13 protein-coding genes are annotated in these 14132 nt (G+C 40.2%); 4 read left to right on the top strand and 9 right to left on the bottom strand.

Going from position 1 to position 14132, the window contains the following annotated elements:
• Positions 1–4: 4 nt before the first annotated feature.
• The 9 genes from HY960_10620 to HY960_10660 all read right to left on the bottom strand — a co-directional run bounded on the left by HY960_10620 (position 5) and on the right by HY960_10660 (position 10079).
• Positions 5–547, bottom strand: a complete 543-nt coding sequence (locus HY960_10620) for a DUF2589 domain-containing protein (GenBank protein ID MBI5216194.1) — start codon at positions 545–547, stop codon at positions 5–7.
• 62 nt (positions 548–609) lie between these two features.
• Positions 610–1188 (bottom strand): hypothetical protein, encoded by a 579-nt coding sequence (locus HY960_10625; protein ID MBI5216195.1) that lies wholly within the window; start codon positions 1186–1188, stop codon positions 610–612.
• Positions 1189–1354: 166 nt separating this feature from the next.
• A complete protein-coding gene (locus HY960_10630) occupies positions 1355–2041 on the bottom strand; it encodes a DUF2589 domain-containing protein (GenBank protein ID MBI5216196.1) in 687 nt (228 codons plus the stop codon).
• 377 nt (positions 2042–2418) lie between these two features.
• A complete protein-coding gene (locus HY960_10635) occupies positions 2419–3177 on the bottom strand; it encodes a hypothetical protein (protein ID MBI5216197.1) in 759 nt (252 codons plus the stop codon).
• Between the two features lie 239 nt (positions 3178–3416).
• Positions 3417–5288, bottom strand: a complete 1872-nt coding sequence (locus HY960_10640) for a hypothetical protein (GenBank protein ID MBI5216198.1) — start codon at positions 5286–5288, stop codon at positions 3417–3419.
• 545 nt (positions 5289–5833) lie between these two features.
• Complete coding sequence (locus HY960_10645; protein ID MBI5216199.1) at positions 5834–6406, bottom strand: fibronectin type III domain-containing protein; 573 nt, start codon at positions 6404–6406, stop codon at positions 5834–5836.
• A 208-nt stretch (positions 6407–6614) separates the two neighbouring features.
• Complete coding sequence (locus tag HY960_10650) at positions 6615–6863, bottom strand: hypothetical protein (protein ID MBI5216200.1); 249 nt, start codon at positions 6861–6863, stop codon at positions 6615–6617.
• Positions 6864–7139: 276 nt separating this feature from the next.
• The gene (locus HY960_10655) at positions 7140–7805 is read right to left on the bottom strand and encodes a response regulator transcription factor (GenBank protein MBI5216201.1); all 666 of its coding nucleotides are present in this window, start codon (positions 7803–7805) and stop codon (positions 7140–7142) included.
• Positions 7806–8102: 297 nt separating this feature from the next.
• Complete coding sequence (locus HY960_10660; GenBank protein MBI5216202.1) at positions 8103–10079, bottom strand: hypothetical protein; 1977 nt, start codon at positions 10077–10079, stop codon at positions 8103–8105.
• Between the two features lie 256 nt (positions 10080–10335).
• Between HY960_10660 and upp the strand changes: the two genes are divergently transcribed.
• The 4 genes from upp (at position 10336) to ruvX (ending at position 14048) form a co-directional block, all read left to right on the top strand.
• Positions 10336–10965: a uracil phosphoribosyltransferase gene (gene upp, locus HY960_10665; protein ID MBI5216203.1), complete on the top strand. Its 630-nt coding sequence runs from the start codon at positions 10336–10338 to the stop codon at positions 10963–10965.
• A 140-nt stretch (positions 10966–11105) separates the two neighbouring features.
• Positions 11106–13313 carry a bifunctional (p)ppGpp synthetase/guanosine-3',5'-bis(diphosphate) 3'-pyrophosphohydrolase gene (locus HY960_10670; protein MBI5216204.1) on the top strand — a complete coding sequence of 736 codons (2208 nt, stop codon included), beginning with the start codon at positions 11106–11108 and terminating at the stop codon, positions 13311–13313.
• Positions 13303–13638, top strand: coding sequence for an integration host factor subunit beta (locus tag HY960_10675; GenBank protein ID MBI5216205.1), 336 nt, complete (start codon positions 13303–13305; stop codon positions 13636–13638). The genes HY960_10670 and HY960_10675 overlap by 11 nt, the downstream gene beginning before the upstream one ends.
• Positions 13639–13640: 2 nt before the next feature.
• Complete coding sequence (gene ruvX / locus HY960_10680) at positions 13641–14048, top strand: Holliday junction resolvase RuvX (protein ID MBI5216206.1); 408 nt, start codon at positions 13641–13643, stop codon at positions 14046–14048.
• The last annotated feature ends 84 nt before the right edge of the window (positions 14049–14132 follow it).

The following is a 14132-nucleotide window of genomic DNA, read 5'->3' on the forward strand; positions in this document are numbered from 1 at the left end:
TATTTTATTTAGTTATTTGTGTTTCACGTGTACGAAGATTTCCGATGAGATTACTATCAACTTCCTCAGCAACTACTTTCATTGTTACCTCAACTGTATTTTTTTCTTTTGATGGCATACCGGAATATTTAGTTTGCTTTTGAGTTGCATATTTTACTTCAAGGTGAGTGCTGTTAATATTGCTACCGTAGTTTATCGAATGAATTTTTGTCTTGAATTCAAATCTTGCTTCCTCGATTTTCAGAAATGGAATCTGTATTAAAGAAAGTAGCGGAAGCTTTATTGACTCCTCTTTTAATTCAAAACCACTCTTATCGGGTTTGGGAGCACTTTTTTTATATTGAACGATGTACTCGGCTACCCTCACTGAATTAGGATTCAAAGTACCATCTTCATTTCTCTCGTGTGTCAATCCTACTTGTGTTATTACATTGACTGTCGCTAAAGCCGACTGCACCTGAGCATTCATCAATGCAATAAGCGGAGCCCCAATCATGCTCTCAAACTCCCTTGTAGTTGATAATTGTGATTGATTTGTATCTGGCATAATTCTTTATCTGAAAACTTGACTGATAATCAATCTGGTATTCCCAGATAAAACGCTTAATATCATCTCACCCCGTGTACTTCATTATTCACAAAATCTTCTACGTTTACTTCTTCTGCAATGAGTATCCGGATATCATCCATAATAAGAACTGTTCTCAATCTCACCGCTCCTGCCTTCAACTGCTCATTCGTGTTGATAAACTGCCATAGTTCATTAATAAACTGGTCGAAGGGCAAGTCACTGTTGTATTGTATCGTGTGTGTCTGGCTGACAATAAGAAGTAATTGCCGGACTAATTCCCTGCACTCTTCAAGTTTACCATCGTACCGATGTAATACATTCAGTACTGTATGTTGGAGTTCATAAAGACTTTGTGAAGCAATAGAGAGTTGTGATTTTTTTACTGAAATGCTTCTCATGTCTGAATATTTTGGCGTAAGTATTTTACTCCGCACCCCGGCTAATTCCGAAACCTCACTAATATTGTACGTAGAGAATATCTCTTCAGTCTGTTTTATCCAGAAGAATACTTTTTCAATGAATGAAATATCTTTTTTCTCCAGACAGTTTACAATTTGTGGGAACTCCAACAATTTATTTTTCAAAGAATTAACAAGATTGATGGTTGAGAGTCTCATTTCTGCTTACTTTTGCAATAGAAATATCTTGAAGTATGACTATGGTTGTCTCTACGCCCCGGATGCATCATGTTGGTAGTTTTGTTCACTTGATTTCGTTGTCTTGACGAAACGCAGGCTCACATACTCCAATAAGTAGAGACAACCAATTTGTCCTGAAATTATTTTATGCATTGATACTTGCAATACTGTCTTCTAGCATGGTAAGAATTCTGTCAAGTCCTGCCGGTATTTCATCATTGATAGCCTTAACATGAACACCAAGATTATATGTTTTTTCTACTGTGGTACCGCTCGTTGAAGTTTTTTTATAGGAGGCAGTGGCTTTGAAATTTACAAACATATACTTAATCCCCAGTGTTGCACTTCCTGCAAATTCACTTGAAACATTTGCAGTTTCTGTGGAAGTTAATTTTGCATTAAAGTCAATTGTCATCTCTTCAATTCTCAACGCGGGAATGGTAAGCATTGTTAAAAATGGTACTTTAATAGTAACATTATTAACTAAGAATTGTGTTGTTACATCAATACCTGCAGCAAGTATTGCAGCTGTTTTTTTCGCATCAGTATCTGTAGCGGGATCGTGAGTAATTCTTCCCTCTCCCACGAGTTGATCGTATGTCTTATTATGGTCCGGATTGGCAACAGATTTTGCAAAGGCAAAATCTACATACCTTAATTTCTGACCTTTCGGAGTTGTTGTAGACGCCGGATCCTCTTCAAAACCAACTGCCTGTATAAAACTGACCTGGGACATCGAAGCAGCATGTTGAGCTTGCACAGCCGCTTGCAATGGTCCCCCGATATAGACACTAAAGTCTAAACTGTTTAATTCTTGAACTAAATTTGGCATAGTATCACCTTTATTGTTATTTACCGGTGCTTAGTTATTAGGCAACAACCTCACCGGTGTACAGGTTGTTTGCCAGAGTATATTTCTTATTCCTTATCATTCAATATTGTTAACGTGATATTCACTCTTCAAAAACTTGCAAGTACAAACATTCACTACACTCGAATCAACATTATCACTTATCTTGAAGACGCGTAACATTTCTACTTCTTTAGCATCGTTTGACAAAATTTTACTTGCAAATCATAAACCATTTAATGACGTTCTTCTTTTATCCTAGTGTGGACCATGACAGCCTGAATTTGCCCCCGTGCAGACAGACTGTGTGAAAGGTTTCTTTCTCACACAGTCTGAATAGCAAGGGATTTGATGCAACCTTATTGTCCTACCAATGGCCACTGGGTTGACCATCCATACCAACCCCAGTGGTAGTAATAACCCCACCACCAATTATTCCACCACCACCATGGACACCCATTCCATTGCCACCACCACCATGAATACCAGTAATAACCATACCACCAATTCGTATGGCGATGAGAGTCATACCACCAATAGCGATACCAATGAATTTTCCATGGAGATCCAACGAGACAAGGTTGAATAATTCCTATCTGGACAGTGAACCAAGGCTCTTTGTTAAACGACAAACCCGTCCCTCGTGGTATTTCGTCCGGCTCAAATCCATAAACATTTCCTATGTCGGCTAAATACATAGATTGAGCAGGATTACGTTTATCAATAACAATCGCAATGCGTCCTCTATCGTTTGTTTGCGTTTTTACTTTAGAAACAAAGCTGATAAATTGTAATGTTGTTGAATCGCTCCCTTTTCTCAAGGAAATTTCATTGACTGATGCAACTTGCCAATTGAACGAATACCCTTTTACATCAACAAGTTCTTTCTGCAGCGCTTTGAATTTTTCGTGAGAAAGAATTTCTCTCCGGAATGAGTCTGCGCGAGTACCTGTGAGTTCTGTAGTTCTCGCCGCATATCCTTGAAACTTCAATAGCGATTGAAGATCGGGTACCATTTCTTCACGTGTCTGACCATAGACACGCTGGCTCAATGGTGGAACAATAATTACAACCATGAGCAGATATAAGATAAAGATGTAAATCTTAGAGTTTTTCATAACTACTCCATTGTTAATAGTGAATTGAAAATATTTATTACATTAATTTTAGATTTTCCATTACAAGGTTCTTCTTTATTCATTATAAATGAACGAGCGTTCAACTCTCGACTGCTTTAAATACTTGGGCGTCATGAACTATTTCATGACGCTTTTTCTATCCTATTGTGTGTCCCACGACAGCTAAGAAAATTCCTGTTGGTCTCATTAGCGAGATCAACAGGAACGACTTCCGAACATTATCTGCAGAAAGCAATTTGGTCCTCAACTTGATGTAAATTTGAATCACCAGTTGTTAATAAATATGTTGCCGTCAACGTAACTAAATAGGCACATAACGGATCAAGCGCAGTAAAATTATGAGTTATTGTTCCGAATGAATTTGGAATGGCTGGAATCGGACCAAGCGTAATTGTAGGCATCGGACCTTTTAGAGTTAAGCCAATACTTCCAATATTAGGATGAGCAACAGAATAAAGAATATCAACTTTATTTGTAATCTTTTGACACCCTGCATTCATTAATTGTTGAATATCCACCATACAAACTCCATATTCCCCACCTGCAGGGCTGTTCCACGCACCCCATTCCGGATGATGATTGATATTTGTATACATGGTATTATCAACAGCGATCCTCCCACACATTCCGGCTTCCGTTATTGTTGCATCGTTTCCTTGCTGGCGAACAAGCATTCGCAGTGCAAATACTTTATCCTGAGCTAATGGTTTACCGGTAGATGTAGTATCCTGTCCTGCAACCAATCCATTAAGATTAATCGGAGGAAAACCATCAAGCGATTTAGAATCAAGCATAATCTGGTTGCCGTTTGCGACAAACATACCATTACCGGCAGGATCCAACGGGTTGTCATTTTGCTGAGGAACCAGTATCCATCCATCAGCAGCTACGGGAGTGGTAATGGCTCCGGCAATTGGAACATTGCTTACTAAACAATCTTTGTTATTGTAAACATAATGAGGAACCGGTAGATTTTCCAAGGTTGCTTTTTGTACAATGCCGATTTTCGTTGTACCGATTTGTGCCGGAGTAACGCGTTGCCAGTTAATAGGCGCTCCTCCCCCGTCGAAGTTTTTGGTAAATTCAAAACAATATTCCATCGGTTGGCCTCCAAAAGTTTGAGCCAAAATTCCATTTAATCGTAATGAACTGAAAAACGCGTAATTGGATGTTGTCAAACCATCACCGAAGGGGGCGCTATGCATTTGCGTAGAATAGTCAATACCACCGATTCTTAAGAATGCCGGTATGGGAACAGGTAATGATGGCGGTATCTTCATATTCACGCATAGTTCCACACAAAAACAATTAGAAACATTTTCACGATCCTTCTGACGGCCGCGGCTGCGTGGTTCATTCATAATGACTATTCCAGCGCTACTCTCAATTGAAAAATACAGATCAGGTCCCGCAACCCATTCAACATTGATCCCGGAGAAAATAGTTTTAAGGAAATCAGCTTCGGTGTAGTAGATTTTGAACAGCCCATAAGCATTGGTTGTTCCTTGCCCAAGATAATCATCCTGTATAAGATCAACATCAAAGGCTTTTACTGTTAACCCGCTAATTGGTATCTTTTTCTCACAATCTACAACACGTCCGCAAATAACATACAAGCCGAGCAATCGTAATAGCCAGCACCAGAATTTGTATGTAATCCCATATTCCCAATATGCAGTATAAGTTCCTTTCCTTTCCTGCACTTCTCTCCATAAGGGTTGCAGAGTAGTAATATGGAACTGAAAAGGCCCTCGTGGCTTTGGAGGATTTTTAAGTTTTACCTGGATGGGAACACTGCCACATTCAAAATCTATATCGAATGCGCTACCGTTGTATTTTTTTTCTGAGAGTTCAATAGTGAAATTACCCATTTCATCAGTTTCGGTTTCGAACAATAGTCGTTTTGAAAGTGATTTTAATTCCTCTTCACTTCGCTGATGAAAGGTTTCTTTTTCGGGCGCAACTGCATATGCAATTGTGTTCTCGCCAGATTTGTCTACAGAATAAATTTTTACTTTGGCTTTGTAGAGGTAATCAAAACAATCTCCACAATAAAAAGCTCGTAGGTTTCCTTTTAAAATGTAATTCATATAATATTCCTTCAATAATAAATAATAACGCTTACTCTTCTTCGGATTTTCGGCTTACTCCGTATTTTGAAATAAATTTATTTTCTAACGTTTGATAAAATTATTTGCTTTGTTTGATGTCATGAACCATTTAATGGCGTTCTTCTTTTTCTTCGATGCGGACCATGGCAACAACATTAATAGTTGTTTTACATTCTTTTATTTTCAAAAAGCATTTCTTTAATCCTCAATTCTTTTTCCTATAAATATCCCGTCAAGGGAAAGTATATGCACTCGAATTCTTTTCCTTTCCATCTCCCAAAGCAACAACCCCTGCATTACTGGCAATGTTTATAATACCGTTGTTAGCATATTTACTCTTGTCTTCAACAATCCCATATATTGGATCGTCCTCAAAACTGTAATGTAGAACGCGTTCTCTCACAACCTAATCGTATAATAATTGATGATGGTTTTTATTTTTTTAGTGATATTGATTTCGAAACATGCTGTTCCTCCGATGCAAAACTCATGATAGCTCTTTGAGAATAAAGATGTAAGTTTCATCACTGCACCCTGCTCACGACATTCGAGTACGGTCCTTTTCCTTTATTATTCGAGGCACGGACCCGATAGAAGTACCGCACACCGGGCTCTACATTATCATCTATTGTTGAGATGCGCGGAATTTCTGCTAAGGGTTGCCAGGAGGTTGGAGCTGTCGCCTTCGTATCGGCGGACATTCCTTTTTCAAACAAATAATATTCACCATTCTCATCTTTTCGCTCTAATGCTATGATGAAACCCTGTGCGTCTAAATCATCTTTAATGGTGAGCGTAAGAGGCATGGAAGGTTGAACACTCGCTTGACGTTCGGGAGATGTAAATTCGCTTCCGTATTCAATCCACTTTTCCCGTTCGTTCGCATGGATCCCCTTCATCCTCAACTCTGTCTCATCCGCCTTCGTCTCAATTTGCTGACATAACTCCCGTGCCGCTATGCGTCGTTGCAACAATTGTTGTTCAAGGTTTGCAATTTCATTATCGGCGTTTTCTAATGCAGTCAAATCGGCTTTCACGGAGTCAACCGTATCGGGTTGCCCGTTCCAACGGTCAACATTTTTTTCAATTCCGTTCATTTGTTGAGAGCGTCGGTTATATGTTTTTTGGATATATTTTAATGTCATATTTTTTACTTACATGTTTATTGATGAATTAACTATATGTAAAACTTTTTGTCAGACTCAGTTCTGCATGAAGCAAGTACTTATCAGTTAATATCATACAAACCTTCAATTTTAAGTCAATTTCAAATATTTATTCCAAGAATTCGCGTATTTTTTCTCTTTACATGCAAATAAAAAGTATTATTTCGCGTATAAATCCTTTTTCTTTGGCTATAAATACCTTTTCTTCGGCTATAAATACCTTTTCTTCGGCTGTAAATACCTTTTCTTTGGCAATAAATACCTTTTCTTTGGCAATAAATATCTTTTCTTTGGCTGTAAATACCTTTTTTTTCGGAAATAATCTCTTTATTTCAGGTGTAAATACCTTTTCTTTGAGAAGAAATCCTTTTTGTACATCTCGTTCCATACTCATGCTTGAGAATGGGAGGTTTGACACTCCGCGTTCGGAGTGTGAGAACAAGTACTGAAAAAATTCCAAGGCACCATGCTACATTTTTTTGATAATTTGTCGGAAATCAGTCTGAATTTCAGAGAAAATTTGAAGAATCTCTCGGAACTATCATTACAAAATACTTGGAACGAAGTACAACATTTTATTGACTTCGTGAAGGTAGGAAAAAAAATAATGCGGCGAATCACCCCTGAGGGTGATTTTTTAAAAAAAGTGAAAAAATATTTGTAACTATTTTTTCATCTTGAGGGCAACTACTATCGCTTCCGCCCTGTTATGAACCTGAAGTTTATCGTAGATATGTTGAATATGTTTTTTGAGGGTATTGTTAGAAATGAAAAGTTCATCCGCTATCATCGTACGTGTTTTTTTCGTGATGAGCATTTGCAATATTTCCGTCTCCCGGTCTGTTAATTGAAATTCTCTGTGTACGTCTGTTGACATAGAAAGATATTTCAAAATATTCCCGGCAACATGCGGGTCTATCGGCACTAATCCTTCGAGCGCATCTTTGATAGTTTGAATAACCCTCACATTCGGAGAAGACTTTGCAAAATATCCTTTCGCTCCTCTTCTGATTGATTCCAGGACATTGAAATCATCTTCGTGAATCGTGAACATGATAATCTTCGTATCGGGAATTTTTTGTTTGTAGATTTCGAGCGCGTGAATACCGCTCATCTTTCCCGGGATACTTATGTCCTGAAGAATAATATCGGGAACAACGCCTTGTTGAAGATGCTTGATTGCATCTTCGCAAGAAGAAAATGATTGCAAACTGACGTTCCAGTTTGCATCTTCGATTGTATTTTTAATTGAAGTATGAACATCACGCTGGTCATCTACAATCCAAATAGTTAATGTCCCATCCGTGAATTTCTCTGTTAACTCATCCATAAAAAATTCTGCCTGTATTTATAATGAGCGTGTTGCCGAAATGTCATTTGGCAACACGATTTAAGTATTAAATATTTTGAATAAACTCTATGAAAAACCGGAATAAAGATACAAAAACACCGAAAGAAATGCTATTATTTTTGTGATAAAATCTTTTAGGCGTATATATCGCCGTATTATTCAGTCAACTATAGAGATATTCAATGGAAAGATATACGGAATTGTTGAACATTTCTATAAAACGAAGCAGAAGAATGCTTCAAATTCACTATTGCCTCCCTATTATTGTTGAAATTGTTACTCCTTTGCCGACACGGTAGAAAGTATGAGTTGTCCGCTTTGGCTTACCTTTACCCAATATCCCTTCCCCGGCTCAATATGAGTTGCTGGGGTATATCCGTTATTATATCCGAAGATTGGGGATGAAATAATTCCTTCAGGGATTGATGAAATCGTCGCAACATCAACCGGAGCGCTTAAGGAACCGAGCAGATTCCATCCTTCATGAACGGCAATTGTCTCCAACGTCCGTAGTTCCCCTTTGAGTTGAATGGATTGCTCGCTCTCGAATTTCAACCAATAGCCCTCTCCATATCGAAGCGTATCGCTCTGCGCATATCCGTTCGAGAATTTGAATGCGCTCGATGAGGCAGTCGGGAAAAGAACTGAGGTTGCGTAGTTCTCCATCTTCACAGGAACCGAAATAATGTTCCATTTTTCCTTCACGCTAAATGAAGTATAGTAGGCATTAGAGAACTTTACTGTCAGTGTGTGGTGTGCCGTCACATTCGTAAACGTGTAACCTTCTGTTGAATCAATAGAGATTCCATCCACAAAGATACTATCAACATAGTACCCGGAATCGGGAGTGAATGTAAACGAAATGCTCTCTCCGTAATTGAGAGGAAGAACTCCGGACGGGGTAATTGTTCCATGTGCATTGGAGTTAGTTGCAATCGTGTATGTATTGATTGCAAACATCGCATGGAGTGTATGATTGGACGATATGTTCGGAAATGAATATGAAGTATCAGTGGCTACTGAAGTACCATCAACAAGCAAACTACTCACATGGTAACCTGTGTTCGGCGTAATGCTGAATGTTTGAGTGCTTCCGAAGGGAAGCGTCATCGTACCGGAGGGTGTTATCGTCCCGTTTGAATCGGCGGTTGCAGTGATTGAATATATATTGATGGAAAAATAGGCAACAATTGTATGAGCATTCAGAACATTGGTGAACGAATATGTTAACACAACTCCCTGATTCACTCCATCCACCACAATACTATCAAGATGATAGCCGGTAGATGGTGAAACCGTGAACGTTGTATCTCTTCCTTCAATTACTTGCACCGTTCCTGCCGGAACAATGCTTCCGTTCCCTGAAACAGATGCTTGTATTGCATGTTGAACCGGAGGCGGTTCGGGCTGTGCATTTACCCACGCAGTGTACCAGAGAGAAGAAAGCGCAACAGTGGCGCGTTGGAATTGGTCTTTCGTGTACGTTTGGGTTCTTGCCCACAAAGCAGTGTAATATGCAGTCGGAGGATTCCCGCTCCCGTTCCAACCTGAAACAGATTTTGCATAATTATCCGCCGCCATAATTGAATCGGTGTAGGAATTAGAATGATAGATATATTCAAAAATATAATCGAGCGGAGAACTGATGTATCGGGCAGAATCAAGGAGAATAACAAGAGATGATTGGTTTGAAGTTATCATGCTTGATTCATAACGAGAGTGAATTCCGTTGTTGCCAGTAAGTTGACCATCATAATTCTGTGTACAGTGAAGCGGCTGATGCGCATCGCCGACATAATGGCCGAGGTCAGACATTGTTTGTTTCGCACTTGTCATATCTCCGCGTGCAAATTGCGCAGTGAGAGAATCAAGGACAAGCACTGTTGCCCAAGGTAACGTTCCTATGTTACGCACTGTCGCCCTTCCATAAAGCATAATGACAGAATCAAGATTGTGCGGAAGTTGTTGAAAGTTCGGATACTCATCAATATCAATGTAATGGCGTTGCGCTTCTGCAAAGAAAGATGTGTCGGAATAATTTTTTCTTCCATCCGCATCCGAAGCATGTGAAGCATAAAACGAACTATCTGCTTTTAAGGTCGCCATGCTTGAAGGTAAATGTTTCGACGCTTTTTGATTGATGATGCGATGACCTGTAGAGCCCCACGGATAGACCTTTGCCGTGAAGAAAAAGAAAAGTACAGGTAAAAGTATTGAATACAATGAAGAAGAACATTTTTGTCGGTGAATCATGGAATAAAAATAGAATTATTAAGGAAAGAATCCAAAGGGAAGGAGCAACGAGTCCGTCCCTTCGCTGTGAATGAATGTGAATACATTTTGTTGTTTGATTTTTGAAACTCAGTTGAGTACATTAGCCGGTAAATTATATCAACCTGTTGGGGTTTGATATATATTTTTGATGTTTTCTATAATTATTTCATCCCTACGGGATTGGAATCAGATTTATCTTGTACCATTATTAATTACAACACAATAACTTTTGAATATGAAAAACCTCCACATCATCAATCACCCGTTAGTAAAACGGGATTTAACAAAACTAAGGGATAAGAAAACCCCGAGCAATCAGTTCAGGTCAATCCTTCGAAGGATTGCGGCGCTGATGGCGTATGAAGTCACGCGGGATATGCAACTGAAGGAAATTGAAGTCGCTACGCCATTGGAGAAAACTGCGGGACACATTGTTGAAAGTCCTGTGGTGCTTGTGCCGATTCTTCGTGCAGGGCTCGGACTTGTCGGCGGCTTTGTTGAAGTACTGCCGGATGCTCGTGTCGGTCATATCGGTTTGTTCCGCGATGAGGAAACATTGAAGCCGGTAGATTATTATCTGAAACTTCCGAAGAATCTTGAGAAAGCGCTCGTGCTAATTCTTGACCCGATGCTTGCAACCGGAGGAAGCGCGGCGGCGGCGGTAACATTCCTGAAAAATAAAGGGGCGAAGAAGATTAAATTCGTTTCTCTTGTTGCGGCTCCTGAAGGCGTAAAGAAACTTTCCAAAGCGCATCCTGATGTTTTTATTTATGCTTGCTCGCTTGATAGGCAACTGAATGATAAGGGATATATTCTTCCCGGTCTTGGAGATGCGGGAGATAGGATTTTTGGGACAGGAGAATAGTAGTTTCCTGTTTACTGTTTCCTGTTTACTGTTGGCGGCTGTCTGTTTTTTAACCCCGAATCTGGTTCGGGGTTTTTTGTTGAGAGTTGACATTCACCCTGCGCTGAGTTATATTCCAATAGAATGAAAAATATCAATCAATGAAAAGCGGTGTTTATAAACGTCAGAAGTTGGATGAACTTCTCGAATTGTGTAAAACAAATCTTCGCTCGGTGAACGAGGAATTAATCCGACACGCGTATGAGTTTAGTTATGTTGCACATGAGGGTATGGTGCGCGATTCGGGAGAACCGTTTTTCGAGCATCCGTATGCAGTTGCTAAAGTCGTTGCGCAGGAGTTTCCGCTTGATGATGTTTCAGTCGCGTGTGCTTTACTCCACGATGTTGTTGAAGATACAACACGCGAGATAAAAGATATTAAGGCAGAGTTCGGCGCCACTATTGCTAACATTGTTGATGGAACAACAAAGATTACCGATGTAACCCGCGACCATCAGGTAACTCAGGCAGAGAGTTACCGGAAGTTATTGCTTTCGATGGTGACAGATATTCGTGTCATGTTGATAAAGTTTGCCGACCGATTGCACAACATGCGAACGTTGGAACATGTCAAACAGGAGAAACGCCCTCGCATCGCCAAAGAGACGCTTGATATTTACGCCCCGTTCGCTCATAGATTCGGCTTGGCAAAAGTAAAATGGGAGTTGGAAGATGCGGCTTTCAAATATTTACATCCTTCCGAGTACGAAGAGATTGTTCGGAAATTAAAGGCGACGAAAAAAGACCTCGATGGGTACATCAAAGAATTTATCAAACCATTACGAGTCCGGTTGGATGAAGCAGGATTCAAATACGAAATTGAAGGACGACCGAAACATCCGTACAGCATTCATAATAAAATGCTTTCTCGCGGTAAACCGTTTGAGGAAATCTATGACTTGTTTGCTATCCGAATAATTATTGAATCGGAAAACGAAAACGATTGCTTCTTAGTGTATGGAATTGTCTCCTCGGCGTACACTCCCAATTCGGAGCGATTCAAAAATTATGTCTCTGTTCCGAAAAAGAATGGGTATCAGTCACTTCATACAACTGTCGTCGGACCGGACGGGAGAATGATTGAAGTTCAAATCCGCACGCGGGAGATGCACGAGATCGCCGAGAAAGGCGTCGCCGCCCATTGGAAGTATAAAGAAAACATCGCGCAGGTTGATGAGGAATTAGAACATTGGGTACAGTGGGTTCGGGATTTGTTCGAGCATGGAGACCAAGTGAGCGTCGAACAATTGATGGAGAGTTTCAAACTCACACTCTATCAGGATGAGATTTATGTTTTCACGCCGAAAGGAGATTTGAAAACACTTCCCGTGAATGCTACACCGATTGACTTTGCGTTTGCAGTTCACTCGAATGTGGGGTTCCATTGCATCGGCGCAAAGGTGAACGGGAAAATTGTTACGCTTGATACAACGCTTCAAAGCGGCGACCAGGTTGAAATTCTTACATCGAAGAAGCAAACGCCCAATATGGATTGGGAACAAATTGCAATCACTCATAAAGCGAAAACGCACATCCGACGTTGGTTCAAAGATGAAGAACGAAAAGCATTGAACGACGGACGTGAGCAATTAGAAAAACGATTGAAGAAACAGAAGGTGCATTTGAACGAGGAGGATATTGTGAAATATCTTTCGTCGTTTGGCGTCACGACGTTGCGAGATTTCTATTTGAAAATTCACAAGGGAGAGATTGATGCCGACAGCGCAATCAATACAATAAATTTACAGGTCAAGCATATTCAGCCCGAAGAAAAGAAAGAAGAGGAAGCTCCGTCCGGATTTATTGACAGATTTATTCAAACCGCACGAAAAGTAACCGGCGGAATTTCCCTTCGCGGTTCACAGGATTCGTTCCTTCATAGTTATGCGAAATGCTGTAATCCGATTCCGGGCGACCCGATTATCGGATATGTATCTCAAGGGGATGGGATTAAAGTCCATCGGGCAACGTGCAGAAATATTCAGGAACTGATGCTGACGGACAAAAACAGAATCATCGAAGTTTCCTGGCCCCAAATTGAAGGAACAGAATTTTCTGCCGCGATACGAATTACCGGAGAGGACAGAACCGGAATGTTGAACGATATTACCCATTCTATTTCGACGTATCAAAACACAAATATCCGCGGGGTAAATATTGATACACAAGACAGACTGTTTGAAGGATACATTCTTGTCTATGTGAAAGACAAAGAACATCTCAATCGCCTGACAGAACGATTGAGAAAAATTAAAGGTGTTTCGACTGCGGAACGATATTCTGAATCACTGAAAAAACATGAAAAGTAAAAACCACATCTCCCCTACATTTACAAAACATGATGTTGTTCTTCGAGTTGCCCAAACGACGAACAAACGAGCGACCATCGCCGCACCATGGGTTGACCATGTTCTCAATGCTCTGCGTGATGTTATGATGCAAGCACAACCCGAATGCCGGATTGAACTTCGGGACTTCGGAATTTTTGAAGTGAAAGTAACAAAGCCAAAACCAAAAGCGCGTAATCCGAAATCGGGTGAGATTGTGTTCGTCCCGAAACGAAGAAAGACGCATTTCAAACCGGGGAAACTTCTCAAAGAATTTATTTCTCAGCCGGTCGGAAATACTCCTTGAACATGCAAAGGTGTTTGGGAATTGATTACGGGAGCAAACGTATTGGTATCGCCATCAGCGACCCGTTGAATATTATTGCGCGACCATTGAAGTACATTCTTGCTTCGTCTGATGTGAAGAAAGAATTTGAAAAACTGTTGGAAGAATTTCAGGTAAAGACCATTGTTGTCGGTATGCCGTACAATCTGAAAGGAGAAAAAGGACAGAAAGCGGAAGAAGTGGAGAAGTTTATTGCTGATGTGTTGAGTCAATTTACCATTGAAATTGTCCGGTGGGACGAACGATTCTCGACGAAGCAGGTGCATCAGACGTTGCGTGAGATGAATGTGAAGAAAAAACAACGGCAATCAAAAGAGATGATTGATGCGATGGCGGCGGCAGTGATGTTGCAGAGTTATTTGAATAAGTGACTCAGTTTTTACCAAAGAACAACAATCAGTAGGGCAGACATTCTTGTCTGCCGATATATAATCAAAACAACTGATAGAGACAGA

The organism is Ignavibacteriota bacterium (assembly GCA_016212665.1).
Classification (GTDB): domain Bacteria; phylum Bacteroidota; class Ignavibacteria; order UBA10030; family SZUA-254; genus FW602-bin19.

Excerpts from the sequence above, each read along its gene's own strand:
- HY960_10670 (MBI5216204.1), top strand. The coding sequence starts at position 11,106 with ATGAAAAGCGGTGTTTATAAACGTCAGAAGTTGGATGAACTTCTCGAA.
- HY960_10655 (MBI5216201.1), bottom strand. The coding sequence starts at position 7,805 with ATGGATGAGTTAACAGAGAAATTCACGGATGGGACATTAACTATTTGG.
- HY960_10625 (MBI5216195.1), bottom strand. The coding sequence starts at position 1,188 with ATGAGACTCTCAACCATCAATCTTGTTAATTCTTTGAAAAATAAATTG.
- ruvX (MBI5216206.1), top strand. The coding sequence starts at position 13,641 with ATGCAAAGGTGTTTGGGAATTGATTACGGGAGCAAACGTATTGGTATC.
- HY960_10640 (MBI5216198.1), bottom strand. The coding sequence starts at position 5,288 with ATGAATTACATTTTAAAAGGAAACCTACGAGCTTTTTATTGTGGAGAT.
- HY960_10645 (MBI5216199.1), bottom strand. The coding sequence starts at position 6,406 with ATGAACGGAATTGAAAAAAATGTTGACCGTTGGAACGGGCAACCCGAT.
- HY960_10635 (MBI5216197.1), bottom strand. The coding sequence starts at position 3,177 with ATGAAAAACTCTAAGATTTACATCTTTATCTTATATCTGCTCATGGTT.
- HY960_10660 (MBI5216202.1), bottom strand. The coding sequence starts at position 10,079 with ATGATTCACCGACAAAAATGTTCTTCTTCATTGTATTCAATACTTTTA.
- HY960_10675 (MBI5216205.1), top strand. The coding sequence starts at position 13,303 with ATGAAAAGTAAAAACCACATCTCCCCTACATTTACAAAACATGATGTT.
- HY960_10650 (MBI5216200.1), bottom strand. The coding sequence starts at position 6,863 with ATGGAACGAGATGTACAAAAAGGATTTCTTCTCAAAGAAAAGGTATTT.
- upp (MBI5216203.1), top strand. The coding sequence starts at position 10,336 with ATGAAAAACCTCCACATCATCAATCACCCGTTAGTAAAACGGGATTTA.
- HY960_10620 (MBI5216194.1), bottom strand. The coding sequence starts at position 547 with ATGCCAGATACAAATCAATCACAATTATCAACTACAAGGGAGTTTGAG.
- HY960_10630 (MBI5216196.1), bottom strand. The coding sequence starts at position 2,041 with ATGCCAAATTTAGTTCAAGAATTAAACAGTTTAGACTTTAGTGTCTAT.